Raw genomic sequence first — 25,387 nt, 5'->3', positions numbered from 1 at the left:
CATATGAGCGATAATACCTATCATATTACGATTATAGGCGGCGGTATAACAGGGTTGACCGCTGCTTTTTACTTGCAAAAGGAAATCGAAGCAAAGGGCCTGCCCATCCGTTTTCAACTGATTGAAGAGCAAGGACGACTTGGTGGGAAAATCAAGACATGGCGTCACGAAGGATTTGTGATTGAGCAAGGTCCCGATTCGTTTCTCGAGCGAAAAACAAGCGCGGCTGAGCTGGCAGTGGACTTGGGGCTTGGGGATGATCTCGTTCGCAACAGTACAGGACAAGCTTATATTTGGCATCAGGATCGCCTGAAGGCTATACCAGAGGGAGCGGTCATGGGTGTGCCGACAAAGGTCATGCCTTTTGTCACAACCGATCTCATTTCTTGGCCGGGCAAGCTTCGGGCAGCTTTGGATCTCGTTCTTCCTGCCTCCAAAGGAGACGGCGATATCTCTGTGGGTGACTTTTTTCGGCGTAGGCTAGGTAATGAAGTTATTGATAATCTTATAGCGCCCTTATTGTCCGGTGTCTACTCCGGGGATCTCGACAATCTCAGCTTACTTGCGAGTTTTCCTCAATTCGCACAAATGGAGAGGCAACATCGCAGCTTGATCGTAGCGATGAAGCATTCTCGCCCGCAAGCAAAAACGCAGGGAAAGCCAAAAGGCATCTTCCTGACGTTGAAGAACGGCTTGCAGTCTTTGGTTGAGGCAATCGAGAAGAGCTTGCCTGAAGATGTCATCTCGAAGAATACTGGTGTCAAAGAACTGGTGAAACGGCCAGACGGGAAGTACACCTTGGTATTGAAAAATGGAGAAGCGATTGAGACGGATACGGTGCTGTTTACCGTACCACATGCTGTCGCAGAGCCATTGTTCCGACCTTATGTACAAGTTCCTACCCTGCCACAAGCGAAGCCGCATATGGTTGCAACCATCGCAATGGCGTTTCCAGAGTCAGCAATTGATTTAGGGATGGAAGGGACAGGATTTATTGTACCGCGGAATTCTGGCGCAAAAATTACGGCGTGCACGTGGGCGCATCGCAAATGGCCACATACGACGCCGAAAAACAAAGCCTTGCTGCGTAGCTTTGTAGGGAGAGCAGGAGAGCAATCCTTCATGGAGCAGACGGACGAGGAAATTCTGGAGGTCGTCCTCCGCGATCTGCGCAAGATCATGACGATTCGAGCAGAGCCGGATTTTTATAACGTATCACGCTTGCAAAATGCCATTCCATATGTTGTCGGACATCAGGCTTGGGTGCAGGATGTGAACAATCAATTAAAAGAAAAACTCCCTGGTGTTATCGTGGCAGGTGCGTCGTACAGTGGCGTAGGTGTACCAGATTGTATTGATCAGGGGAAAAAAGCAATAGCAGAATGGATTGCGTCTGTAAAACCGGGGAGATAGATAACCCCGGTTTTTCCTTTTTTTTCGGTGCTAAACGGCTCGTCCTGTCCATATAGTATAGGGAAATGTCCTGCACTTGAAAGGAGGAGCACGAATGGCATTACAGGATGGGCAACTCTCTTTTGCCATCAAGGAGACCATTTTCCTCTCATCCGATAGAGCTGGAATAGGTGAATTGCAAGAGCTGGAATTGGTTCCAGATGTAGAGGTGCTGGAAAACGATTCCTACATCTCAATCACGGGCTGCTTGCAATTAGTAGGGAAGTACGAGCCAATCAGGGAAGCCGCAGAAGCGACAGGCGGCGAAGGAGAATCGCTGGTTGAGGCCATGACTTTTACGCCCTTTCGCCAGGAAGCATCGGATCAAGCCTTTTATGGCTGGGAGGAACAGATCGGTCATCGTATTCCATTAAACATCACAATCCCATTGGATCGGATTACCGAGATCGGAGACATCTACGCAATTGTGGACAGTTTTGACTACAAACTGGAGTCACCACATCAAATGCTAATTGATGCCGATCTGAAGATTTTGGGGATCGTCCTGGGGGATAGAGCTGAAAAAGCGGAGCAGATCGAAACACGGGCTGCTAGTCCAGGCGAAGGAGCATGGGAATACACCTTCGCTGCTGGAGAGGATGGGCAAGAATATACGGAACCGACGTCCCTCGATGATATTGATCAAAAGCTGAGTGCACTGGAGGAAGAGTTGGAGCGGCAGGCATTGCCGGCATCCTATGAATCAACCGAATCTCCTTCCATGTTCGATACTCCGGCTATTGCTCAATCCAATGAAGAGGAATACTACGAACAATATGGTGACGTGCTGGAAGTGACACAGTCCAATCCTCCAGAATCCTGGGAGACTGCTCCTATTTCGTATGACTTTGATTCCCAACAATCTGCTTCGTACGATTCTTCTGACTCCTATTCCGAACAGCCAGTATTGGCGGATGAGCAGGAGCAAATGAGAGAAATAGCCGAAAAAGATTCAGGACATGAGGAGCCTATATTGGCTATACACGATCAACAGGCAATCGCATACAAGCAAGTTTCCAATGAATCTACTGGCTCGTCAGTCGAGGCAGAGTCGCAGGAAGCAGTGCAAGAAGCGGCGGAAGCCAGTGTTGTAGCCGAGCCGGAACCTGAGCAAGAAGCAGAACCAGTCGTTGCACAACCAGAGACTGCTGCGGAAGATGTTGAAGTGCGAGTGGCGATTTCAGGGAAACCCTCCCAGGAAGAAAGAAGTAGCGTGAACATTACTACCATCTTCTCACAAGCGAGTCGTGCCAAACAGGAAGCGATGGCGATGGAGGCGGAATCTTCATCCAGCTCTTCGCGACATGGGTCTGCGGCGAATGCCAGCCCTTCAACGATGGAGGCCATGCAAAATCTCACATCGTTTGTCCGGAAAAAAGAAGAGCGCTCCAGTCAGCTGAAAATGTGCATTATTCAGCGAGATGAAACGTTAGAGCATATTTCACAGCGATACTCCTTGCCTGTCTCCAAAATCGTGGAAGTAAACCGATTGACTTCCGAACAGCTTGTAGCAGGCCAGATTTTGTACATCCCACAATAGAGGGGTGGGGGACCGTGGATAAAATTGATCTCTCCGAAGTTTGCCAGCAATATCGGGCGCGCGTAATCCGAATTACGCCCCTTGATGATTGCTATTTATTGGAGACAAACCGGGGCCCCAAAGAACTCCACGTTTGGCCGCGTGTAGATGTGATGCGCTGGTCGTTTGCCTGGCGCGAACGACTGGCTCGTCAGGGGTTTCGAGAAGTGGAGCGGTTTATTCGGACGAGAGACACCAAGCCATTTTTAATTTTGGGTAAACGCGGCGTTACCATGACCGACCATCACCGACAATTCGAAGACTATCAGCCCGGCCAGGACATTGCGAGACAATGCGGACGCGTGATCGCAATGATGCATCAGTCTCAGCAGGAAAGTCCTTTACTGTCCGGTAGTGATTTGCTCAAGCAGGAAAAGCAGCAAGTGGAGGAAAAAGGCAGGCGTGCCAAAGAGCTGGTCGAATCATTTCGAGCCAAATATGAGAAGAATTCTAAGGAAAATCGTTGGGTATCGGAGCTCATGAACCCTATGCTGCAAAGAATGGACCGTTCTGCCGCGATGTTGGCCCATGAGCGAATTACCACGGAGGCGGTCGCTGTATCCCATCGGGACCTTTTGCGTGATAACTGGGGAACGATAAACGGGAAGCTGTACTTGAGAGGCTTTTTCAGGCCGGTGATTTCTGTCCAGCAACGCGATGTTGCCACCTTTTTACGCGATCATTTTTTAACCCATAAGGATCTGAAGCAGATTGACGCTTTTTTTGACGGCTATGAAGAAATCAAGCCACTTACCTATGGAAACTATTCGTTGATTCTCGCCTTTATGGCTCGTCCTCGTGAAGTGTACAGAAGTATCGAATCTTACGTGAAACGCGTTTCGCTGGATCAAGAAGCGTCGATCGCTGGTATTGAGCACGCCTTGCAGAGTCAACAATCTGTTGACTTGCTGCTTCGGCATATTGCAGAGCGAGCCGAGCGTTCGAGGAGGGAGGGAGTCTATGAGTCGGTATGATGACGTTGCTCCTTTGTTTAAAGAGTATGACATGTATGCCCAGAGCATTGACGTTTTAAAGGAGCCAAATGTATTTAAGGCGACGACTCCCTACGGCTCCTTCGTATGCAAACGAGCGCAAATACCCGTTCAACGTCTGGTTTTCGTCAGCGATATGCTTCGCCAATTGCAGCACCGCGGATGGGATGGGGCCGTTCCGTTTACGTACACGAAATACGATGATCCTTTTGTTCAACAGGGGAATACTGCCTTTTACGTAACCCCCTGGCAGCCAGGAAGTGAGGAATGGGCCGAGCAGCCCTTGTCTTGGGCGACCCCCGCCTTGGAACGTTTGGCTGAGCTTCATCATTTGACGCAAAACTATCGCTACGATGACCCGAGACAGGTAGAGCCGCTTGTGGACTCCTTGCTAAACCGTTGGCAATATTGGCAAGACCAAATGAATAAGGCGGCAACTCTTGCGCAGGAACGCAAATACCCTTCCCCTTTTGATCTGGTGTTTCTGGCAAACAAGGAGTTTATTGAGGAAATGGCTCAAACAGCTACAGACTTATTGACCGATTGGCGAGAACGTCATGAGACACATGCTCATTTTCGCTTATCGTTAATCCATGGCAACCCGAATCCAGAGCATGTTGTGCCGGATCGATCGGGAAAAGGACGGTTGCTTAATTTTGATCGTGCCAGTTTTGATACACCAGTACGCGATTTGACGCTGTTTTATCGTACTTATTTTCAAATGGCGGGGGATGAGGCTGGAGCTTCTCAACTATTTCATCGCTACGCCGAAATATTTCCGCTGGAACCGGAAGAAATTGAACTGATGGCTTCGTTTTTGTCCTATCCGGAGAGGATCATGAGGGACTTGGATATTTATTACCATCATCCTCGCGAGTGGAGTGAGCTTTACGCTGTCCAACGTTTTGAAAAAGATATGGACCGCCTGATGCGCCTGCATCGTTGGGTCCAGCAAGCCTTTTAGCGAGCAACGTCTCACCGCGTGGGGCGTTGTTTTTCTTTTTTATAACCATTCAAGAGAGATGGCAACATAGAGCATGGCTAACAAACCGAGAAGGATGACATCAAAAGAGGTAGGAAACACAACCGTTCGAATAAACTGAAAAACCAACAGCGGAAAGAGCACCTGTTTGCAACCGTATTTGATCCGTAAATACGTGGGGTTATACTTCCAACGAAAATTCATCACAATCACCTCATTCCAGCATATGCGCGGTGACTTTGGACAGTGTCTACAACCTTGAGCAAACGCCTAAAACATTTTCATGGAAAGTAGATAGTGGTTTGAATAGTGCCCGAAAAGGGAAGGTGTAGGGCATGAAGGCTAGGACGAAACGAATAAAGGTGATCACAATGTTTTTGAAAATTGCCAAAACCCTTTTCGCAATTCCCGAAAGAAAGAATTATGCTAAAGTGTGTATGGGAGTGGCTCGGGGATGAATCATCAATTGGTCAAACTAATGGAATTGAAACAGAACTACGAGTATCTGGTATTGACCAGCAATGAGCAAAGCAAGCGCCAGGTCAATTACGAGAGTCTCATGCCATTTATAGAAGAGTTGGTCGATACGTGGTTCGTGAAAATGGACAAGCCTTGCTTCCTGTCGATCACGTTTGAATCGGCGCTAGGTGCTGTCTATTTTCGAATCGAGCGTGGGAACAAAGAGAGCGCAATAGCGCAGTGCGAAGTAGAGGAGCGTATAGTTGTCTCGGAACAGTGTGACACCGCTCAAACACCGCGTTATGTCCGCTTGTTCGCCCAGAGTAACGTCAACGACCGTGATCTAAAGGAACTGGAGAAATCTTTTTATGGACTGCTCCTCGTAAACATTCGGGCGTTGATCCTCAGATGTCAACAGGACCAGTCATCAGGACAGCGAGAAATCGAGATGGAGATGAAGCTGGCTAGACGAATGCAGTCGATGCTGATTCCGACAGAGGAATTGCAGTTGACCAGTTTGCGAACAAGAACGGTTTACGTACCAGTTGATTATGTAGGCGGAGATTACATCGACTATAGACAAATCAATGATCGCTACACCTGTTTTATCATAGCGGATGTGTCTGGGCACGGTTTTTTGGCCAGTATTTGGGCAACGGGGATTAGGATTGCCGTACGACAGGTTTTGCAGTCCAGCTATCTGCCGGACGAGATTTTGGAAAGACTCAATCAGTTGCTTTATGCAGATTTGGTGAAAACCCGTTCTTACATTACGATGCTGGTCGCAGTCTATGATGAAGTGGAACACAAAATTCGATTTAGCAGAGCAGGGCATCCGCAGCCTTTTTATTTGTCCAGGTCGAATCAAACCATTTTAACTAGCAAGGGCGGGGTCGGCCTAGGGCTTTTGCCCGATAGCACGTACCAAATGGAGGAGGTACCCTTAGAAGAAGAGGGCATGCTATTACTCTACACAGATGGCTTGCTGGATACAGGGAGAAAAGAAGTGATTCGAGGCAGCAGGCATTGGCTTGAAGAACTAACCTCCTTATTAAAGATGCCTGGTGACAGTAAGCAGGACTTGATGAATCGAGTTGAGGCCTACTTAATGGAGATAACACAGCAGCGACAACAAACGGATGATATTTCTGTGTTGATTCTTCAATTTGAGCCTGAAGAGAGTATAGCCCTCGTGTAGTTGCGTCAGTGAATAGGAGGATGAACTGTGATTTTGTGTGAGCGTTGTCCGGACAATCCCACTTGTGATAATTGCCTTGTCGCGCTACGTTCTGGCGGTGCAGCAAACAAAGTTGTTCCGCCCCGCACTGTAAAGGTGACGAACCTAGCAACGATGGAATCGTTCCAGGCGAAGCTGGTAGCAGTGAGTCGGACGACCATTGGGTTAAGCAGTTCTGATCATGATTTGCACGGACGCATAGAAATAGAGCTCGCCTATGATTTCCGAATTATCGGTAGCGGATTGCGTGGTATAGCAGGTGATCCTTACTATATTATCGACATCGAAAAAGTTTTGCGACGGGAAGATGTTCTGGAGCGTTTGCTCCTGGAAGAATTTCACACGTGGCACATGAGTGGCGAATTGGACCCTACAGACGTCTTGTTACATTGGAAGGATCGAGACGACGAGCGGGGGCGATTAATCAAACAAGAGATTCAAAAGTTATCGATACTGCGTCAGATCGAGACCGTTTTCCTCTATCTTTACGATGAAGGGAAAGTGTGTCCACTGGGTGACGTTCGTGCGAGTTTGGAAGTCGAGCGAGAAATGCAACGTCTGGTCGAAGAGGCAGCGGGAATGGGCGGACCTGTGAGGGAGCAAATTGTCACCTCGGATGGTACAAAGGTGTTCGAATTATACACATCTGTCTTGCCAGATCGGACCTGTGGAATCGCTTTGATTGATGTCACCGCCGTCATTGCAGAAGAGCGAAAAAGCAAAAGACGGGAATGGGAGATCTACAGGGATATTCTGGGTGTGGTCACAGAAGGTAAGCTGTTGTTGCTTAGTGATGAAGAATTATTTTTCTTGCTTCGGGAAGGGCATAAGCTCTTGGCGATCGATATCCGTTTACCGGAGCAGCTTGCAGAACTGCGAAAATTATTCAAGCAGGCTTTGGAACCACAAGGAATTTCTGATAAGCGATTGCTGCAGTTTCTCGTTGCGGTCAACGAAGCTGCTTCCAATACGTTGAAGCACGGAAATGGCGGTGTGGTCACGTTATACTTATCGAATGACAGGCAGATGTGCCGGGCTGTGATCCATGATGAAGGACAAGGAATTTTGCTCGAGGATATTCCGCGAGCTACCCTACAGCAAGGATTTTCTACACGTCACTCCCTTGGGGCCGGTTTTCACGTGATCCTTCAATATTGTGATCGTGTATATTTGAGTAGCTCGCTGGCAGGAACAAAGCTTATTTTAGAATGTATCCTTCCGCGTTAAGCAACGATTTCCAAAAAGCCAAATGTTTGCAAGTGAATGAAAATGGGTAATATAGTAAAAGGACGAGCAGATTGGGTGTACCGATACCTATTGAGAGGAGTTTGAGCATGGACTACCGCGCAACAGAGGCGAACGGACAAGCTACATTGTTTTTCGTCGGAGAGTTGGACATGGCTGTAGGAGATCGAGTAGGTGAATTGCTCCAGCAGTATGGAGGGCGAAATCAATCCGTTACCGTCGATTTTCAAGGTGTCTCCTTTGTAGATTCTTCCGGTATTGGAAGCCTGTTTTTTACCACGAAAGAACTATTGGCCATGGGCAAACAGGTAGAAATCGTCAATGTCCGAGAAGAAATTCTCGATATTTTGGGCGTTCTCGGTTTTACCGAAGCACTGGGCATTGCAGTTGGAAAAGTGGGCGAAACCCGGGTTTGACGCCAAACAGCGTGATTGTATATAATAGTGAAAGCTAATAATAAGACAACTACATACGATATGAACGATGAGTGGGAAGAGTAAGTCAGGACGCCTTGGCAGAGAGGAGAATCAGATGCTGCGAGATTCTCTAAGGTCATGAATGGCTGAAGGTCGCCCAGGAGTTTTTTCGGTGAAAGCATGGGCCTAGCCGAGACCGGTTCGCAACCGTTATCTTGTCAGAGTGAACACGCCATAAGCATGACGTTTATCGTGTGTTAACAAAGGTGGTACCGCGAAAATAATCCTTTCGTCCTTTGCGATGAAGGGTTTTTTTATTTTTTGCAAAGCAAGTTATGCGAATAGGAGGAGTCGTACATGTCTACACAGCCAACAACCGACATCGACCAATTGCTGCCGAAAAACTATGATCCAAAAGCAGCAGAAAACAAATGGTATCCGTATTGGATTGAAAAACAATTTTTCAAGGCAGAACGTGATCCGAATAAACGCCCGTTTACAATTGTTATTCCACCGCCGAACGTAACGGGTAAATTGCACCTGGGCCACGCGCTGGATACAACTTTGCAAGATATTATTACCCGTACCAAACGTATGCAAGGCTACAGTGCCTTGTTCTTGCCAGGTATGGACCACGCCGGTATCGCAACCCAAGCGCGGGTAGAAGCTACCTTGCGTGAAGAAGGCATCTCTCGCCATGATCTGGGCCGCGAAAAATTCGTGGAAAAGGTATGGGAGTGGAAGCACATTTACGCTTCGCATATTCGTGAGCAATGGGAAAAGCTCGGTCTTGCCCTGGATTACTCGCGCGAGCGTTTTACCATGGATGAGGGCTTGTCCCAAGCTGTACGCGAAGTATTTGTTCGCCTGTATGAAAAAGGCTTGATCTATCGCGGCAACCGCATCATTAACTGGGACCCTGCTGCTCGCACGGCTCTGTCCGATATTGAAGTAATCTACAAGGAAGTAAAAGGTGCGCTGCATCACATGCGTTACCCATTGGCAGATGGCACTGGTTATATCGAAGTAGCTACAACCCGTCCTGAAACGATGCTCGGTGATACGGCTGTAGCGGTACATCCGGAAGATGAGCGTTATAAAGACATGATCGGAAAAACCGTGATTTTGCCAATCGTAGGACGCGAAATTCCAATCGTAGCCGATGACTACGTTGATCCTGAGTTTGGTTCTGGCGCTGTAAAAATTACGCCAGCACACGATCCGAATGACTTTGAATTGGGTCTTCGTCATCAGTTGCCACAAATCGTTGTCATGGATGAGACGGGCACGATGAACGATCTGGCAGGTATCTACAAAGGCTTGGATCGCTTTGCTTGCCGTAAGCAAATCATCAAGGACTTGACTGAGCAAGGTGTTATGTTCAAGGTTGAAGAGCATATTCATCAGGTTGGACATAGTGAGCGCAGTGATGCAGTCGTAGAACCATATCTTTCTACCCAATGGTTCGTAAAAATGCAGCCTTTGGCTGACGAAGCACTGGCTAATGCAAACAGCCCTGAGAGTGTGAAATTTGTCCCGGAGCGCTTCAAGACAAACTACCTGCGTTGGATTGAAAACATCCGCGACTGGTGCATCTCCCGTCAGCTTTGGTGGGGTCACCGAATTCCTGCATGGTATTGCGGAGATTGCAACGAAACGATTGTATCTCGCACAGATGTGACTGAGTGCCCTAGCTGCCACAGCCACAAGCTGGAGCAGGACAACGACGTTCTCGATACATGGTTCTCCTCTGGTCTATGGCCGTTCTCGACACTGGGCTGGCCGGAAGAATCCGAGGACATGAAATACTTCTACCCAACGAATGTCCTGGTAACAGGCTACGATATCATCTTCTTCTGGGTTGCTCGCATGATGTTCTCAGGTCTTGAGTTTACCGGGAAAAGTCCGTTTGAGTCTGTCTTGATCCACGGCATTATTCGCGACTCCGAGGGCCGCAAAATGTCCAAATCACTCGGTAACGGTGTCGATCCGATGGAAGTGATCGAGAAGTACGGAGCAGATGCGCTGCGATACACACTGGCGACCGGAAACTCCCCAGGGAATGACCAACGCTTCTATTGGGAAAAGGTGGAGGCAAACCGCAACTTCGCGAACAAGATTTGGAATGCGTCCCGTTTTGCCCTGATGAACCTGGCTGACTTCAAATACGAGGAAATCGATTTGAGCGGTGAGCTGACTACACCAGACAAATGGATTCTCTCCCGCCTGCAAGCGACAATCGCAGATGTAACCCGTTTGTCTGATGCATTTGAATTCGGTGAAGCAGGCCGTGTACTTTACAACTTCATTTGGGATGACCTGTGTGACTGGTATATCGAGATGGCGAAGCTGCCGCTGTACGGTACAGATGAAGCGGCAAAGAAAACGACCCAATCCGTTCTGGTTACGGTTTTGGATCAAACGCTCAAGCTGTTGCATCCGTTCATGCCGTTCATCACGGAGGAAATTTGGCAGGCATTACCTCACCAAGGCGAGAGCATCACAGTAGCACCTTGGCCAACTGTTAACGAGCAATGGATTTTTGCGGAAGCAGAAAGCGAAATGAACCAGTTGATGGATATCATCCGCAGCGTACGCAACATCCGCGCAGAAGTAAACGTACCGATGTCCAAGAAAATTGAGCTCTTGATCAAGCCAAGCGATGCATTGTCCGCTGAACGACTGACACGCGGTGAGCACTACCTCACTCGTTTCTGCAACCCTGAGCGTCTGGAAATCAGCCTGGATCTGGCTACGCCTGATAAAGCGATGTCTGCTGTGATCACGGGAGCAGAATTGTTCCTTCCACTGGCAGGCTTGATCGATATCGAGCAAGAGCTGAAGCGTCTGGAAAAAGAAGTGGCGACACTCAACGGCGAAGTGGAGCGCATTGAGAAAAAGCTCAACAATGCCGGATTTATGGCCAAGGCACCTGAAAAAGTAGTCGAAGAGGAAAAAGCGAAGATGGCAGACTACATGGATAAGCGGGATAAGGTGATTGCACGACTTGCTGAATTGAAGGGCGAATGATCCGCCATACCATCGCATATTTTTTAGAATGGAGCATTGTGGTATGCATGCAGAAGAAGGGTTTGTAGAATACACGCAAGCGCTCGACTGGCTTCATGGACTGCTCAGGTTCGGTCAACGGCCGGGGCTTGAGAGAATGCAGTGGGTTTTGGAGCAACTAGGACATCCTGAGCGGAGAATCCCATTTATTCATGTGGCTGGCACCAATGGAAAAGGTTCAACCTGCGCATTCCTGACGCAAATGCTGATGGAAGCCGGATATAGTGTAGGTACATTTACCTCCCCCTATTTGGTGGATTTCCGTGAACGCATCCGTTACAACGGCAGCATGATCGCGGAAGAAGACCTATTGCAACTGGTGAATGAAGTCAAGGTATGGGTGCGACGATGCGAACAAGAAACAGAGTTCGGTTCCCCTACCGAATTTGAAGTGATTACGCTGATCGCCATTCTTTATTTTTCAAGAGTGGCGAGACCAGCGGTAGTCGTATGGGAAACAGGATTAGGCGGGCGATTGGATTCGACAAACGTCGTCCTTCCGCTTGTTTCAGTCATCACGAATATCGGCATGGACCATACACAGGTGTTGGGAGAAAGCTTGGAAGATATTGCCCGGGAAAAAGCGGGGATTATCAAGCCGGGTGTTCCTATAGTCACAGGTGAGGTTAGGCCGGAACTTCTCGCGATTTTTGAGGAGCGCGCGAGACAAATGAAGAGTACGCTATACCATATAGGTGAACATTTCCAGGCAGAGCAGGTAGAGGAGCAGCTGGGTGACCAACAGTTTCGTTACAAAAGCATTCACCGTCGTGCGGAAGCATCCTACCGTCTTACCATGAATGGCATTCACCAAACAACCAATGCAGCCGTTGCTTTAATGACTATCGATGTCCTGCGAAATTACTTCTCTTTCTTGCTGGAGGAAGAAGAAATATCTCGCGGTTTGCAACAAACGCGTTGGCCTGGTCGTCTAGAAGTCATCTCTCCAAGACCAATGGTTATCTTGGATGGGGCACACAATCAGGAAGGAATGGAGGCACTTGTAAGCAGTCTGGATCGGTTGTTACCGGATGGAGTACAGCTGCATTTGCTCTTTTCTGGATTGGCAGATAAGCCGCTTGCCAAAATGGCAGAGTCGCTCGCACCAGTAAAGTCAAAAATTAAAAAGCTGCATGTGACAACCTTTGACTTCCCGCGTGCAGCCGAAGCCAATAGCTTACAAGAGTCGTTTTTAGCCGGTGGCTGGGAGCAAGAGTATCTCGATGCAGTCCCAGACTGGCGGGCGTTTCTCCTTTCTTGGATGCGGGAGAAGCAATCAGCGAAGGCGGATGACTGGTTGGTCGTCTGCGGTTCGCTCTACTTCATCGCCCAAGTACGCGCATTCTTTCCCACTATAGTAGAAGAGGCAGGTGAATAGGGTGGATCAGGCCCAACACGTCCACTTTGTGGGCATCGGCGGTTATGGCATGAGTGCCATTGCCCGCGTCTTGATCGACCTTGGATACAAGGTAACCGGCTCCGATGTCGCCATGAACGATTTGGCGAAAAAGCTGGAAGCAAGAGGGGCGGTCATTCATATTGGCCATAACGCTGCCCACGTGGAGGGAGCAGACAGCATTGTATACTCCACCAGTATTTCTAAAGACAATCCTGAGGTGATCGCAGGCCAAGCGCTAGGAATTCCGGTCATGCACCGTTCCCAAATGCTTGCTCGCATATTAAATGAGCGCACAGGAGTAGCAGTAGCCGGAGCACATGGCAAGACGACCACGACCTCGATGATCTCTCACGTGCTGGAAGAGTGCGGTGTAGACCCGACTTTCATCATCGGCGGTGAATTGATGAGTGCTGGTACCAACGCAAAGGCAGGTGCCAGTGACTATGTCATTGCCGAGGCAGACGAGAGCGACGGTTCCTTTTTGGAATATAGACCGATGTATGAAATTGTGACGAGCATCGAACCAGATCATCTGGAGCATTTCGATGGCGACTTCAACAATTTGAAACAGGCGTACGTCCAGTTCTTGAGCCATCTCAAACCGGATGGAAAAGCGGTCCTGTGTATCGATGATTCACATGTGCGAGAAGTCATGCCGTCCGTCGAAAAAACGGTCGTGACGTATGCAGTCGATCCGAACTTTGTGGCACAAGCACAGTTTTCTGCCACTTCGATTGAATGTGGAGATCGTTGCAGTACATGCCAGATTTATCACAAGGATGAATGGTTGGGTGAATTGTGTCTCGTAGTTCCAGGCAAGCATAATATTGCAAATGCACTGGCTGCGATCATTGTATGCCTGGATATTGGCCTATCCTTTGATAAAATTGCACAGGCACTGTCTACTTTCAGTGGTGCCAAGCGCAGATTTCAAATTATCGGGGATGCACGAGGTGTCCTGGTCGTAGACGACTATGCGCATCATCCGACAGAAATCATCGCGACACTAAGCGGGGCAAGGGCATCAGGCCGACGTGTAATCGCTGTGTTTCAGCCGCAACGCTACACACGCACCTATTTCCTCATGGATGAATTCAGCCGTGCCTTTGCAGAAGCAGACGAAGTGATCATCACGGATATCTACTCCCCAGCGGGAGAAGAAAAAATCGAAGGAGTAACCTCCGAAGTGTTGGTGCAAAAAATCCGCACCAACAGCCACCCGCGTGCGCAGTACATTCCGACGAAGGAACAAATGCAGGAGCATGTCTTCAAAGGATTGCAAGAGGGCGATCTCGTGTTGACAATGGGTGCAGGAGACATTTGGAAATCCGCTTACTGGCTGGCTGAAAAGCTTGAGAAGTAACAGATAGAGACGTATACAGACTTGGAACCTACGGGTTTCAAGTCTTTTTATTTACGATCGCAAAGTTTTTGTAAAATACTGCTAAGAATGATCTGCCTGTATTTTAAAAGGCATCGATGAACCAACCAAGCTAGTGAGAAGAAAAAGCACAGGGCTCGTAGACCTTGACAACGCCTACCCAGTCGGAACTTAAAAAAGGAGACAACGCTTGTCGAACACTTCTTCTTTGAGAAACGTCCGCCCGTAGGGTGGCTTTGGCTCGACGGTCTCCTTTTTTAAGTGGAGACGGTCAGTGAATCCCCTTTGCGGGCGTGTCAGAGTCGAAGAGAACTGTGCTTTTTCTTCTCCACCACTATGTTGACTCAAACCAAAATGCCTTTTTTCTTAAAAAATTAGTACCAGATACTAATATCTAGTGTTATAATCAGATCATAAAAACGGAAGGTGATGATTGGATGATGACAAATACAAGCCCCTTCAAGTCGCGAATTACCGCCATCGGTACGTATGTGCCGAGTCGCGTTCTTACCAATACAGATATGGAAAAGCTAGTGGATACATCGAATGAGTGGATTTTGCAACGAACGGGTATTCATGAGCGCCGTATGGCAAGGGAAGATGAATTTACCAGTGATTTGGCCATCGCTGCTATCCACGATATGATCGCAAATTACGGGAAGGATGTCCGCGATGTCGATATGATTTTGGTGGCGACCAGTACGCCAGACTATCCATTCCCAAGTGTAGCAAGTCAAATTCAGGCGCATTTTCAAGTCGAACAGACGGGAGCCATGGACCTCTCCGCTACCTGTGCAGGATTTACGTATGCGCTCCATACGGCAAATGCACTCATTAGCTCTGGCTTGCATCGCAAAGTGCTGGTGGTAGGTGCAGAAACGTTAACAAAAGTTACTGACTATACGGATCGTACGACGTGCATTCTGTTCGGTGACGGTGCGGGCGCGGTGCTGGTTGAGCAAGACTCTACAGCTCCTGGTTTTTTGTCCGCCTACTTAGGATCAAAAGGGGACGGAGGGATTCATGTATACCGATCGGGCTTGTCAACGCATATGGATGGACGAGAATTGAGCGGGAATGGATGCATGGTCCAAAACGGGAGAGAAGTCTACAAGTGGGCAGTAACTACTGTTCCAAAGGGGATGCAGGAGGTAGTGAGCCGTGCGGGTAAATTACTCGAAGATGTGGACTGGTTCATCCCGCACAGTGCCAATTTGCGCATGATCGAATCCATTTGTGAGAAAAGTCAGTTCCCTCTTGAAAAAACATTGTACAGTCTGACACATTATGGGAACACATCAGCGGCTACCATCCCATTGTCGCTCGCCCTGGGGATCAAGGAAGGCAAAGTGAAGGCAGGGGACACGATCCTGATGTATGGGTTTGGCGGTGGTCTCGTCCACGGTGGTCTTTTGTTTACGTGGAATCCGTAAAAGTGGTCGTAAATCGAAAATAGAGAGGCTGTCCAGAACCGTTCTGGGCAGTTTTTTTGTCCCGGGAATGGCAGATATCCTTTAAGGACTGTTTTCGACTGGGGGAAGAAAAAATGACTAACGCTGTGATATTATTCGTGCTCTGCCTTTACCTTTCGTGGGTAGATTTTCATTATAGACGAATACCTAATCGCGCGTTAGTTGCAGGGTTTGTATTGGTTTCATTTTCAGATTTTGTCCTCTTTTCGCCGATGGAATGGCTGAAGGCTGGACTCTTTGCGATTCTCTGTTTACTCGTGTTTGGATGCATCAGCTGGTACAGGCCGCTTGCACTTGGGATGGGGGATGTGAAGCTGTTCGCTCTCGTCTGCTATGGAATTGGGGTTCGTGATTTTGTTCTTGTTCTTACGGTTGCGAGCTTGGCAGCCTTGCTCGTCTCTCTCGTTTTGTTGCTGATACGAAAAGGAAGTATCAAATGCGAGGTGCCGTTTGCGCCTTTTGTGACGGTTGGGCTAGCTGTCCTTTTGGTTATGAGCGAAACCTCTTGAATTGGCATGGGGAATAGTAGTAGAAACAAATTCGATAGAATCACTAGATAGAAGTCATAACCCGTCCGAGCAAAACGTATGCTAGTACAAAGAGCCTGTGACTAGGAGGGCAAGCGTATGAGCGGACAAAATAAAAATCGTGTGACGGTCAAAATGAACGGCAGGTTTTGGGATGAAAAGCGGGATGACATCCCAAAGGAAGAAAGTAGGAAGCGTACCCCAAAGGATGATACGCCACGCGTTCGTTTTCAAGCTCCTCCCTTACCATTTACTGACCCGTTTAAGGAGAAGGGCAACGAAGCATGGGAACGCATGATGCAGCTACGAGGAGCTGCAGCCAAAGAAACGAAGCCGAATGTTGAATTCGATCAGACGACAAACGACTCACACGAAATCGATTATTCCTTCGAGGATACCGAAGAGAAGGCATACAGAAGTAGTCCGATGAGTCGGCTTGCAGCGCTATGGCCAAAGGGACCCTTTTGGCGTACGACTTTAACAACAGGTGGGGCTGTAGCAATCGGCCTCTTGTTCGGATTTCTTGTTTTGACGGTCTTTTCCCAAAAGGAGTTTTCCGAGTCGTACGGAAATGTTCTGAGTGAAACGGTTCAGACACTGACCGCGCCGGGTGCAGGCACTGAACAAACGGTTGGGAAAAATGGTGTGGCAGGTCCCGCCTTGCCAGATGAAAGTCAGCAAACGCAAGGTGCGTCGATGAAAGGTAACGCAGCGGGTCAAACAGCAGTAGCTCTACAACTTCCAGCCGTAAACATGTACGTTGCACAAGCGGGTGTATTTCAACCGGATGCATCGCCGCAAACAGCTGTAGAACCACTGGAGAAGGCTGGTATTCCTCATCTGCTGTATAAGGACGCGAGCAAGCAGTACATGTTTGCAGCCGCTGCTCCCACAAGAGATGCTGTGCTAGGCTTTGCTGCCAGCTTGAAAAACAAAGGCATGGATATTTACGTCAAAGAATTTACCTTTCCCGCTTTTGAAGGGTCTGTCCCTGTCGGAAAAGCCGCGAACGCACCTGGTGATCCTAACGTGAATGCCTTTTTCACCCACGGACTTAAACTCGTCCAAACGCTTTCGGCACAATCAGGGTTGATTATTACGACGGGGCAGCTTTCGCCAACGGCAAAAGAAACGGCAGAATTAAAAGAAATTCACCGCCAATTTCTGGAGGAAAGCCGTAAAATGGAAGCCAAGGAAGCCTGGAAGCCACTGCTAGATGGGATGGTAAATGGGGTGAATCAAGCGCTGGCAGCTAGGGACAAAATGGCAGAAGCGAGCGCTGGCAAAAAGGTGGAAAGCGCCGAATCCTATGCGTGGCAAGTGCAGGCAGGTGTTCTTGCCTTTTTCGAAAGCTATGCGAGCTGGATTCAAAATGCACGCACATCGAGATAAATATATGTTTATATGGTCTTCCGCAAGGTTTTCTTGCAGGAGGCCTTTTCTTTCTATACAGTAACTACCAGGAGCAATCAGGGATTGTTTCGCTTCTCCCCATTTGCTAAACTTATGTTTGGCAAAAAGAGAATCCCTTATAAAAAGGGAGTTGGGAAAATGGGGAAAGAAACGCTTACTCTCGTGTTTCTGTTGGTGAGTGGACTTTTGTTTGGCAGCATTATCGGGGAGATTTTAAGTCCCTGGCTACCTTTTTTGACCAAGAGCAAAGAGATTACTTGGTCGCCTGCGGCAGATTTAGAAATTTTGAAGTACGAACTGAACTTTCAGGTAAAACTAAATCTAGCCAGTATCGGAGGCTTAGCCCTCGCATTTTGGATACATCGACGAATAAAGTAGGTTGAAAAATGACGAAAAAAAATGTTCCTCTCATTCTGGCTTCATCTTCGCCGCGTCGAAGAGAGCTTCTGCAAACTTTAGGCTTATCATTTACCGTCATCACCAGTGATGTAGATGAGACGACAGCAGAGCATTTATCTGCGAGCGAAGTAGTAGAAGAATTGTCTTTACGCAAGGCCAAAGAAGTGGCTTCTCGCTTAACGGAAGGCGTCGTTTTAGGATCTGATACGGTAGTCGTTCTTGATGACCAAATACTGGGCAAGCCTGTTGATGAAATGGACGCATATCGTATGTTGTCCATGCTCCAGGGGCAAGAGCACACCGTTTATAGTGGAGTCGCCTTGATAGATGTGGAGACAGGCCGTGCGGAAGTCTCACATAGTCTAACACACGTAAGAATTCGAGCTTTAACAGAGCAAGAAATCAAGTCGTACATTGCGACAGGTGAGCCGATGGATAAAGCGGGCTCATATGCCATTCAGGGTATTGGAGCCACGCTCGTGGAAGGAATAACCGGAGACTACTTCACTGTCGTTGGTCTTCCGTTAGGCCTGACGTCTACACTTTTAACACGTTTTGGGATGCCTATATTGTAAAGTTGTCATGCTTGAAGCAAGCGGCGACGGCCATACGCCTCATGAACCTCTCCATGTCAGCCGTTTTCGTTAATGTGAATATGGCTGGAGGCGGATATAAAATGGCAACAAATACCTGTAACAAAACGCTGTTGAAAAACGTCCCTTACTATGACCGTCCACGTGAACGACTGCTTCGCGAAGGAGCGGTCCATCTGTCTGATACTGAACTTCTTGCCATTTTACTGCGGACAGGCAGGGAACAAGAGACGGCTCATCAGCTGGCTCAGCGCTTGTTAGCCAGGTTTGGAGACCTGCGTGGTTTAGCCCAAGCCTCTCATGCTGAGTTAACAGAGCTAAAAGGAATTGGTCCAGTCAAAGCGATTGAATTGCATGCTGCGTTTGAGCTTGGGCGTAGATTGATGGGAGTGCCTCGAGAGTATAGGGCTTCTATCCGTTTACCACGGGACGTAGCTGATTTGATGTCGCCTGAGCTTGCTCATTTGACACAGGAACATTTTGTCTGTCTCTTTCTGAATACCAAGAACCACGTGATTGGCAAGCAGACGATTTTCGTAGGCAGTCTGGACGCTTCCATCGTACACCCGAGAGAAGTCTTTAAAGAAGCGATCCGTCGTAGCAGCGCATCGGTGATATGCCTACATAACCATCCGAGCGGTGATCCGACACCTAGCAGGGAAGACATCGCGATTACGCATACATTGCGTGACGCTGGTGAACTGGTGGGGATTTCATTGTTGGATCATGTTATTATCGGGGAAGGCAAGTACGTTAGTCTCAAAGAGCAAGGGTACTTGTAACATGTTTTTACGCGCAAGATTTATCATCGATCCTTCTATGATTTCTTGTGCGCATGAAAACCTTCCACAAAAGCGCGGTCGCTCTACCTTGGAGAGGCCTCGAAAGAGGTTCTCTTATGCTTGTCATTTGGATTAATATTTGGAAGGAGTTTTTTTATGTTTGGTGGATTTACACGTGACTTGGGGATTGACCTCGGCACTGCCAATACACTTGTTTTTGTGAAGGGTAAAGGAATTGTGGTGCGTGAACCTTCTGTTGTAGCGATTCGCACTAATAACAATTCCATTGAAGCAGTAGGGAATGCAGCGAAAAGCATGATCGGTCGTACGCCAGGTAATATCGTAGCGGTTCGCCCAATGAAAGACGGGGTTATCGCTGACTTTGATACAACTGCGACAATGATGCGCTATTTCATTAATCAAGCACAAAAAAATCAAGGGCTGTTTACACGTCGTCCAAACGTAATGGTCTGTGTACCTTCGGGAATTACTGCGGTGGAAAAACGCGCGGTCGAAGATGCTACGAAGCAGGCTGGGGCGAAGGAAGCATATACGATTGAAGAGCCGTTTGCAGCCGCGATCGGTGCAGACCTGCCAGTGTGGGAGCCGACTGGAAGTATGGTCGTTGACATTGGTGGTGGTACGACAGAAGTCGCTATCATTTCTCTCGGGGGGATTGTTACATCCCGCTCCATTCGTGTGGCCGGGGATGAGATGGACGAGGCGATTATTCAGTACATCAAGCGCCGTTACAACTTGATGATCGGGGAACGGACAGCAGAAACATTGAAGTTGGAGATTGGCTCTGCGATTGCTCCTGATGAGGTCGAAAACGTTGACATTCGCGGTCGTGACCTTGTAACCGGATTGCCAAAAACACTCTCGGTAAGCAGCACAGAGATCGCGGAAGCATTGGCAGAAACCATTTCGGCTATCGTAGAAGCGGTGAAGGTAACACTCGAAAAAAGCCCGCCTGAGCTCGCGGCGGACATCATGGATCGTGGAATTGTACTCACAGGCGGCGGTGCGCTCTTGCGCAACATGGATCGCCTGTTAAGTAAGGAAACGGGTATGCCCGTGCATGTCGCGGAAAACGCACTGGATTGCGTAGCGATTGGAACAGGTCGTGCATTGGAGAACATTCACCTGTTCAAATCCAAGCAAGGCATCACCTCTTCCCGACTAAAACGGGGTAAATAAACGGAGGGTAGGGCATGTCGTTTTTCGGGAATAAGCGGCTTATCATTGTACTTGTAGGCTTGGTCCTGCTTATCTCCGTCGTGGGCTTCACTTCTCGTGAACGGGTTAGCCTGACCTGGCCAGAAATGTTCTTCAAAGATACCTTCAGCGTGGTGCAGGGCTTTTTCTATCGCCCTGCCCAGGCTGTTTCTGGCTTTTTTCAGGAAATTGAGGAAGCGTACGGCGTATATGAAGAAAACAAGGCGCTTAAGGCAGGGCTGGATCAATACGCCAGTCTAAGTGCTGAACTGCACACGCTCAAGGCTGAGAATGATCGCCTTCGAGAAATGCTGCAGGCAAAAGATTCACTCAAGTCTTACCGCCTCCGCTATGCGGAAGTCGTGGCGAGAAACCCGGATACTTGGAACAACGTCATCACGATCGACAAAGGGCTGAAACATGGCATCAAAAAGGATATGGCGGTTATTACAGCCAAAGGAATGATCGGCCGCGTACAGAGTGTAGCCAATTTTTCAGCTACAGTGGAATTGTTGACGAGCTACGAGCGACGTGACCATATTTCTGCGGATATTCTGACGCAGCAGGTGGTCGATGGCAAGCCTGTGTACCATCAAATTAGTGGTGTTATTGAAGAGTACGACGCGCAAAAGAGATTGCTCGTCATGCGCAAAATCCCTTGGGGGCAGGCCATTAAAAAAGATCAGCAAGTTATTTCATCCGGTTTGGGAGGAGTTGTTCCTCGCAATTTGCCGATTGGCTATATTGTTCGCGTTGAACCAGATGATTATGGCTTGACTCAAACCGCCTACATCCAGCCAAGCGCTGATTTTTCACAATTGAATGAAGTCATGGTTGTGGAACGAGACTTCACAATCGCTCCCAATGGTGAATTGATCCCGCAACAGCCAGCCGGCCAGACACAAACGCAGACAACTGTGCCTCCGGCTCCACCTGCTAGCGGGGGTGGTCAGTAATGGCTCGGTTTTTATTGACGTTGGGCGTCGTGGTTATGTTTGTTTTGGAAGGAACTGTGATGCAAGTATTTTCACCTGATGCATGGGGTCTGTCTTGGATGACAGTACCCCGGTTTGCACTTGTCTGCTGCATCTTTATTTCGATGTATCTCGGTAGGCGCGAGGGCTTGTATTACGGGATTGCCTTCGGATTTTTACAAGATGTCCTGTTTGGGCAACTAATTGGAATCTATACCATGTCCATGATGGTGGCCAGCTACTTTGCAGGGATGATCGTTCTTTTGTTCCAGAGAGGATTCGGGATGGTTTTCATAACCAGCTTCCTGATTTTGTTCGGACATGAGTGGCTTTTGTATTCCTTGTTCCGCTTGTTTTCCGCTGCCCCCTTTGATGTTCAATGGATTTTGACGCATCAAATTTTGCCTAGTGTGCTGTTTAATCTCGCTTTTGGCTTACTGGTATACTTTCCGATCAAGAATGTCTGCAACAAGATTCTGGCGAAAAAGGAAATGCACATGCAGTAAGGGCGAAGGAGAGGAGAGTTCGTGGAAGAAGTCAAAGAACCGAAATCAGACATACCTATTCGGCTCAATATATTGTTTGTGATTGTATTTTTGTTCTTCGCCGCCATTATTTTGAGACTAGCCTTCGTGCAGCTGGTGGAAGGTGAACAGTACAAGCATGAATTGGAAAAGTTCAGTATTCGTGAACTGCCGATTTCTGCTCCTCGTGGGCGTATCTTGGATAAAAATGGCGAGGTACTTGTTTCGAATAAGCCGGTGTACACCGTTCAATACGTTGAAGAACAAGGCCAGGACATTGATGAAGAGAAAGTCGCAGATCGTCTGGCAAAAATCCTCATTCCCGATGGTGGTAAAATTGGTACGGATAAGGAACTGTTAAAGAAGACGATTGAATTGAGATCAACTTTGCCTGTTGCTTTCAATGCGCAAGAAACAAACGATCTCAAGGCAAAGGTTGCGGCGAAGTTAAAAGCCGTTCCGAAAGCAGAGTCCGTTGATCAGATGTCGGACTTTGAGCTGGTAAAAACTGCTGTGTATCTCGGGATGCGCGTTCGTTCTCCTTTTGATGACAAGGAGAGAGCAGACCTTATTAAGAAGCTGAATGCCGCCAAACCGGGTACACCCGCGATTACGGAAGCGAACACTACTGACTTCGAGCTGTTAAAAATGGCGATAAACGCCAATATGACCCTCACTCTGAAATTGGACAAGGAAGATCGCAATGACCTCGCCAAAAAAGTGAAGGATCAGATCGGAGTTTTGCCAACTCCCGTGGGCTTGGCAGATAAGTCTGACATGGATTTGCTGCGCTATGCCTCGTTGTTCGACATGGATATCAAACTTCCGCTGACAGAGCAGCAACGCCAATTTCAGTGGCACAAGCTCTCTTTACTACAAGAGATGCGTTCACCGCAGATGGCCAGCTACATTCCGAGACGTGTCAAGGTAAACATCACGGAGCAGGAAATGTTCCAAATCGAAGAACGGCGTACTGAACTACCAGGAATTAGTGTGGAGTTGGAGCCTGTTCGCCAAATTTTCGAAGATCCGGATGGTTCAGCATTTGGTACTCACTTTCTCGGTTATATCAACGCGATTCGCCCTGAGAGCTTGAAAGAATATCAGGCTCAAGGCTACAACGCTATTGATCGTGTCGGTGTAACCGGACTGGAGAGCTCCTATGAACGTTATTTGCGTGGCAAAAACGGGATCATGGAAGTGCACGTGAACAAAAATTCGGAGACCGTAGAGAAAAAGATGCGCCAATCCCCTGAGCCAGGAAACGATCTTGTTTTGGCAATGGACTGGCGTTATCAAAGCAAGGTAGAGGCCATCTTGAAAGAAGAGGTTGAAGCATTCAAGAAGCGCCCGTCTACTCCAAAAGCATTTAAAGACGCACATGTATTGGTGATGAATCCGAATACGGGCGAAATATTGGCGATGGCGAGTTATCCAGATTACAATTTGAATCTGTATTACGACCGTAAGAAATTCAACGAGAATTACGCCTCGCTTATTTTGCCGAACGAATCAAACAGATTCATTTATACGCCGTATCCTCCTGCTTCTACCTACAAGCCACTGTCTGTCATGATTGCGCTTCAGGAGGGGCTGACTACACCGAACGAAGTCATCTATGACCGAGGCGGATTGTATGTCGGAAACACGTATAAACGCAACTGGAAGGCGGGTGGTCATGGAGCTGTTAATGCTCGTCGTGCCTTGCAGGTGTCGAACAATACGTATATGTACGAAATGGCGCTTCGCTTAGCAAGAAAAGGGAAAGATGGCTGGGAGAAGCAGTTCTCTGTCTATGATTACTACAATGCCCAGTTTGGACTTGGTGTGAAAACAGGTGTGGATCTACCGAATGAACATACCGGTTGGGAAAACCAGAACATGTACTTCGGGAACTTGGCGGACGTGATGATTGGTCAATATGATTTGTTCACGCCGATGCAGCTGGGCCAATACGTATCGACCATTGCCAATGGAGGATATCGGGTACGCCCCCATCTTGTAAAAGAAATTCGCAAAGGAACCACCGATCCGAAGAAACCAGGACAGACGCTCTCCGTCATTGAACCAGAAGTGCTCAACCGGGTTGATATCGATCCAAAGTATATACAGGTGGTAAGAGAAGGGATGCGGTTGGTTACTCAACCAGGTGGTACCGTTCAACGATTCAATGGGTTGCCGTTCACGGTTGCAGCCAAGTCTGGTACGGCACAAACGTCGCAGCCAGCGGAAAATGCACTGGTTGTCGGCTTTGCGCCTTATGAAAATCCTCAACTGGTATTCGTCGTCGTTGCGCCGAACAGTTTGAGAGATGGTACATCCAGTTCTGATGCTACTGGTCCGATCTCGCGTCGATTGCTCGAAGCTTACAATGAACTGAATCCAGGTGTCCTAACTGGTGGGGTTCCGAAGCCAAATCCATCGTCCTCGAAGTAACCGCAATGGTTGTCCAGGGCAATCAAGCCCAAGAGAATAATCGAGTCAAGCTCTTGTAAAACGCCACCAACTGACCCGATTCGGCAATTTTTTCACGCAGAGCAGGAAAAATCTTTCTGCATGGCGAATGGTATCGGTCGAGGTGAAACCGGTGACGACTGTGAAAAGCAAGGTCACGATCAAAGGGACTAAAGAGGGTCTCGTCTTCTTTATGGATGATACCTGTTCCTTCGACGAACTGCTGGCCGATATGCGTGAAAAAATAGAGCATAGCCACCAACAGATTTTGTCGGGGCCACTCATTCGGGTATCTATAAAATTGGGAAAACGATACTGCTCACCCGAGCAACAAGAGCAGTTGACTCAAATTATTCGGACAAAGGGCAACCTGGTGATCCATACAATCGAATCCGATTTGATCACGCGGGAAGAAGCTATGGCTGAACGCCTAAAAACCCATTTTTCCATACAGGTAAATACGGTACGCTCTGGGCAAGTTCTGGAGTTTGACGGTGATTTGCTCTTATTGGGAGATGTCAATCCCGGTGGGACGGTTCGCAGTACAGGAAGCATCTACGTGCTGGGACATCTCAGAGGGTACGCACACGCAGGTATTTCCGGTGACTCACAGGTAATTATTGCGGCTGCAGTCATGAGTCCTACTCAATTGCGGATTGCAGATGTGATTAGCAAGCCGGGTGAGGAATGGACGAATAATTCCGGGGGCACAGAATTTGCCTATCTGGAAAATGAGATCATGCTGGTAGCGAAAATGAACTACTTGTCGCGAATTCGCCCTGATTTGGGTGAGAAAAAGCGTGAGGGTTGAGGGAAAGAG

General features: G+C 48.3%; 22 protein-coding genes and 1 other annotated feature. Of the genes, 21 read left to right on the top strand and 1 reads right to left on the bottom strand.

Translation table 11 applies throughout. The features are described from left to right. Positions 1 to 3: 3 nt before the first annotated feature. The 4 genes from hemY (at position 4) to M3630_RS05825 (ending at position 4,987) form a co-directional block, all read left to right on the top strand. Complete coding sequence (hemY, locus tag M3630_RS05840; protein WP_251251523.1) at positions 4 to 1,413, top strand: protoporphyrinogen oxidase; 1,410 nt, start codon at positions 4 to 6, stop codon at positions 1,411 to 1,413. Between the two features lie 94 nt (positions 1,414 to 1,507). Further along, a complete protein-coding gene (locus M3630_RS05835; RefSeq protein ID WP_251251522.1) occupies positions 1,508 to 2,992 on the top strand; it encodes a LysM peptidoglycan-binding domain-containing protein in 1,485 nt (494 codons plus the stop codon). A gap of 14 nt (positions 2,993 to 3,006) precedes the next feature. Continuing rightward, positions 3,007 to 4,005: a phosphotransferase gene (locus M3630_RS05830; RefSeq protein WP_173608491.1), complete on the top strand. Its 999-nt coding sequence runs from the start codon at positions 3,007 to 3,009 to the stop codon at positions 4,003 to 4,005. Then, positions 3,992 to 4,987, top strand: a complete 996-nt coding sequence (locus M3630_RS05825) for a protein kinase family protein (RefSeq protein WP_251251521.1) — start codon at positions 3,992 to 3,994, stop codon at positions 4,985 to 4,987. Before M3630_RS05830 ends, M3630_RS05825 begins: the two co-directional genes overlap by 14 nt. A gap of 39 nt (positions 4,988 to 5,026) precedes the next feature. Here M3630_RS05825 and M3630_RS05820 read toward each other — a convergent pair whose 3' ends face one another. Next, on the bottom strand, positions 5,027 to 5,209 hold the full coding sequence (locus tag M3630_RS05820; RefSeq protein WP_217366939.1) for a hypothetical protein: 183 nt from the start codon (positions 5,207 to 5,209) through the stop codon (positions 5,027 to 5,029). A gap of 250 nt (positions 5,210 to 5,459) precedes the next feature. Between M3630_RS05820 and M3630_RS05815 the strand changes: the two genes are divergently transcribed. The 17 genes from M3630_RS05815 to minC all read left to right on the top strand — a co-directional run bounded on the left by M3630_RS05815 (position 5,460) and on the right by minC (position 25,378). Next, a complete protein-coding gene (locus tag M3630_RS05815) occupies positions 5,460 to 6,662 on the top strand; it encodes a PP2C family protein-serine/threonine phosphatase (protein WP_251251520.1) in 1,203 nt (400 codons plus the stop codon). Between the two features lie 27 nt (positions 6,663 to 6,689). Then, positions 6,690 to 7,928, top strand: a complete 1,239-nt coding sequence (locus M3630_RS05810; RefSeq protein ID WP_251251519.1) for an ATP-binding protein — start codon at positions 6,690 to 6,692, stop codon at positions 7,926 to 7,928. 107 nt (positions 7,929 to 8,035) lie between these two features. Continuing rightward, positions 8,036 to 8,362, top strand: coding sequence for an STAS domain-containing protein (locus tag M3630_RS05805; RefSeq protein ID WP_007726674.1), 327 nt, complete (start codon positions 8,036 to 8,038; stop codon positions 8,360 to 8,362). A 58-nt stretch (positions 8,363 to 8,420) separates the two neighbouring features. After that, positions 8,421 to 8,662: a binding site (T-box leader), on the top strand. Positions 8,663 to 8,719: 57 nt separating this feature from the next. Next, positions 8,720 to 11,392: a valine--tRNA ligase gene (locus M3630_RS05800; RefSeq protein ID WP_251251518.1), complete on the top strand. Its 2,673-nt coding sequence runs from the start codon at positions 8,720 to 8,722 to the stop codon at positions 11,390 to 11,392. A gap of 43 nt (positions 11,393 to 11,435) precedes the next feature. Next, the gene (locus tag M3630_RS05795; RefSeq protein WP_251251517.1) at positions 11,436 to 12,809 is read left to right on the top strand and encodes a bifunctional folylpolyglutamate synthase/dihydrofolate synthase; all 1,374 of its coding nucleotides are present in this window, start codon (positions 11,436 to 11,438) and stop codon (positions 12,807 to 12,809) included. 1 nt (position 12,810) lies between these two features. After that, a complete protein-coding gene (gene murC / locus M3630_RS05790) occupies positions 12,811 to 14,193 on the top strand; it encodes a UDP-N-acetylmuramate--L-alanine ligase (RefSeq protein WP_251251516.1) in 1,383 nt (460 codons plus the stop codon). A 455-nt stretch (positions 14,194 to 14,648) separates the two neighbouring features. Then, a complete protein-coding gene (locus M3630_RS05785) occupies positions 14,649 to 15,644 on the top strand; it encodes a ketoacyl-ACP synthase III (RefSeq protein ID WP_173608484.1) in 996 nt (331 codons plus the stop codon). Positions 15,645 to 15,757: 113 nt separating this feature from the next. Further along, entirely contained in the window at positions 15,758 to 16,192 is a 435-nt protein-coding gene (locus tag M3630_RS05780; protein ID WP_251251515.1) for a prepilin peptidase, read from the top strand. 117 nt (positions 16,193 to 16,309) lie between these two features. Next, complete coding sequence (locus tag M3630_RS05775; RefSeq protein ID WP_251251514.1) at positions 16,310 to 17,602, top strand: hypothetical protein; 1,293 nt, start codon at positions 16,310 to 16,312, stop codon at positions 17,600 to 17,602. Between the two features lie 159 nt (positions 17,603 to 17,761). Next, the gene (locus M3630_RS05770; RefSeq protein ID WP_007726664.1) at positions 17,762 to 18,001 is read left to right on the top strand and encodes a DUF4321 domain-containing protein; all 240 of its coding nucleotides are present in this window, start codon (positions 17,762 to 17,764) and stop codon (positions 17,999 to 18,001) included. Positions 18,002 to 18,009: 8 nt separating this feature from the next. Next, positions 18,010 to 18,597: a Maf family protein gene (locus M3630_RS05765; protein ID WP_173608481.1), complete on the top strand. Its 588-nt coding sequence runs from the start codon at positions 18,010 to 18,012 to the stop codon at positions 18,595 to 18,597. A 101-nt stretch (positions 18,598 to 18,698) separates the two neighbouring features. Then, positions 18,699 to 19,397, top strand: coding sequence for a RadC family protein (gene radC, locus M3630_RS05760; protein ID WP_047072826.1), 699 nt, complete (start codon positions 18,699 to 18,701; stop codon positions 19,395 to 19,397). A gap of 156 nt (positions 19,398 to 19,553) precedes the next feature. Beyond that, positions 19,554 to 20,597 (top strand): rod shape-determining protein, encoded by a 1,044-nt coding sequence (locus tag M3630_RS05755; RefSeq protein ID WP_173608480.1) that lies wholly within the window; start codon positions 19,554 to 19,556, stop codon positions 20,595 to 20,597. 14 nt (positions 20,598 to 20,611) lie between these two features. Next, positions 20,612 to 21,571: a rod shape-determining protein MreC gene (gene mreC / locus M3630_RS05750; protein ID WP_173608479.1), complete on the top strand. Its 960-nt coding sequence runs from the start codon at positions 20,612 to 20,614 to the stop codon at positions 21,569 to 21,571. After that, a complete protein-coding gene (gene mreD / locus M3630_RS05745; protein ID WP_251251513.1) occupies positions 21,571 to 22,095 on the top strand; it encodes a rod shape-determining protein MreD in 525 nt (174 codons plus the stop codon). The genes mreC and mreD overlap by 1 nt, the downstream gene beginning before the upstream one ends. A gap of 21 nt (positions 22,096 to 22,116) precedes the next feature. Beyond that, positions 22,117 to 24,549, top strand: coding sequence for a peptidoglycan D,D-transpeptidase FtsI family protein (locus M3630_RS05740; RefSeq protein ID WP_221869295.1), 2,433 nt, complete (start codon positions 22,117 to 22,119; stop codon positions 24,547 to 24,549). A gap of 151 nt (positions 24,550 to 24,700) precedes the next feature. Further along, entirely contained in the window at positions 24,701 to 25,378 is a 678-nt protein-coding gene (minC, locus tag M3630_RS05735; RefSeq protein ID WP_026042972.1) for a septum site-determining protein MinC, read from the top strand. The last annotated feature ends 9 nt before the right edge of the window (positions 25,379 to 25,387 follow it).

The organism is Brevibacillus sp. MER 51 (genome assembly GCF_023714195.1).
GTDB lineage: Bacteria > Bacillota > Bacilli > Brevibacillales > Brevibacillaceae > Brevibacillus.
Note: the sequence above shows the minus strand (reverse complement) of the source record. Positions and strands in the feature narration are given on the sequence as shown.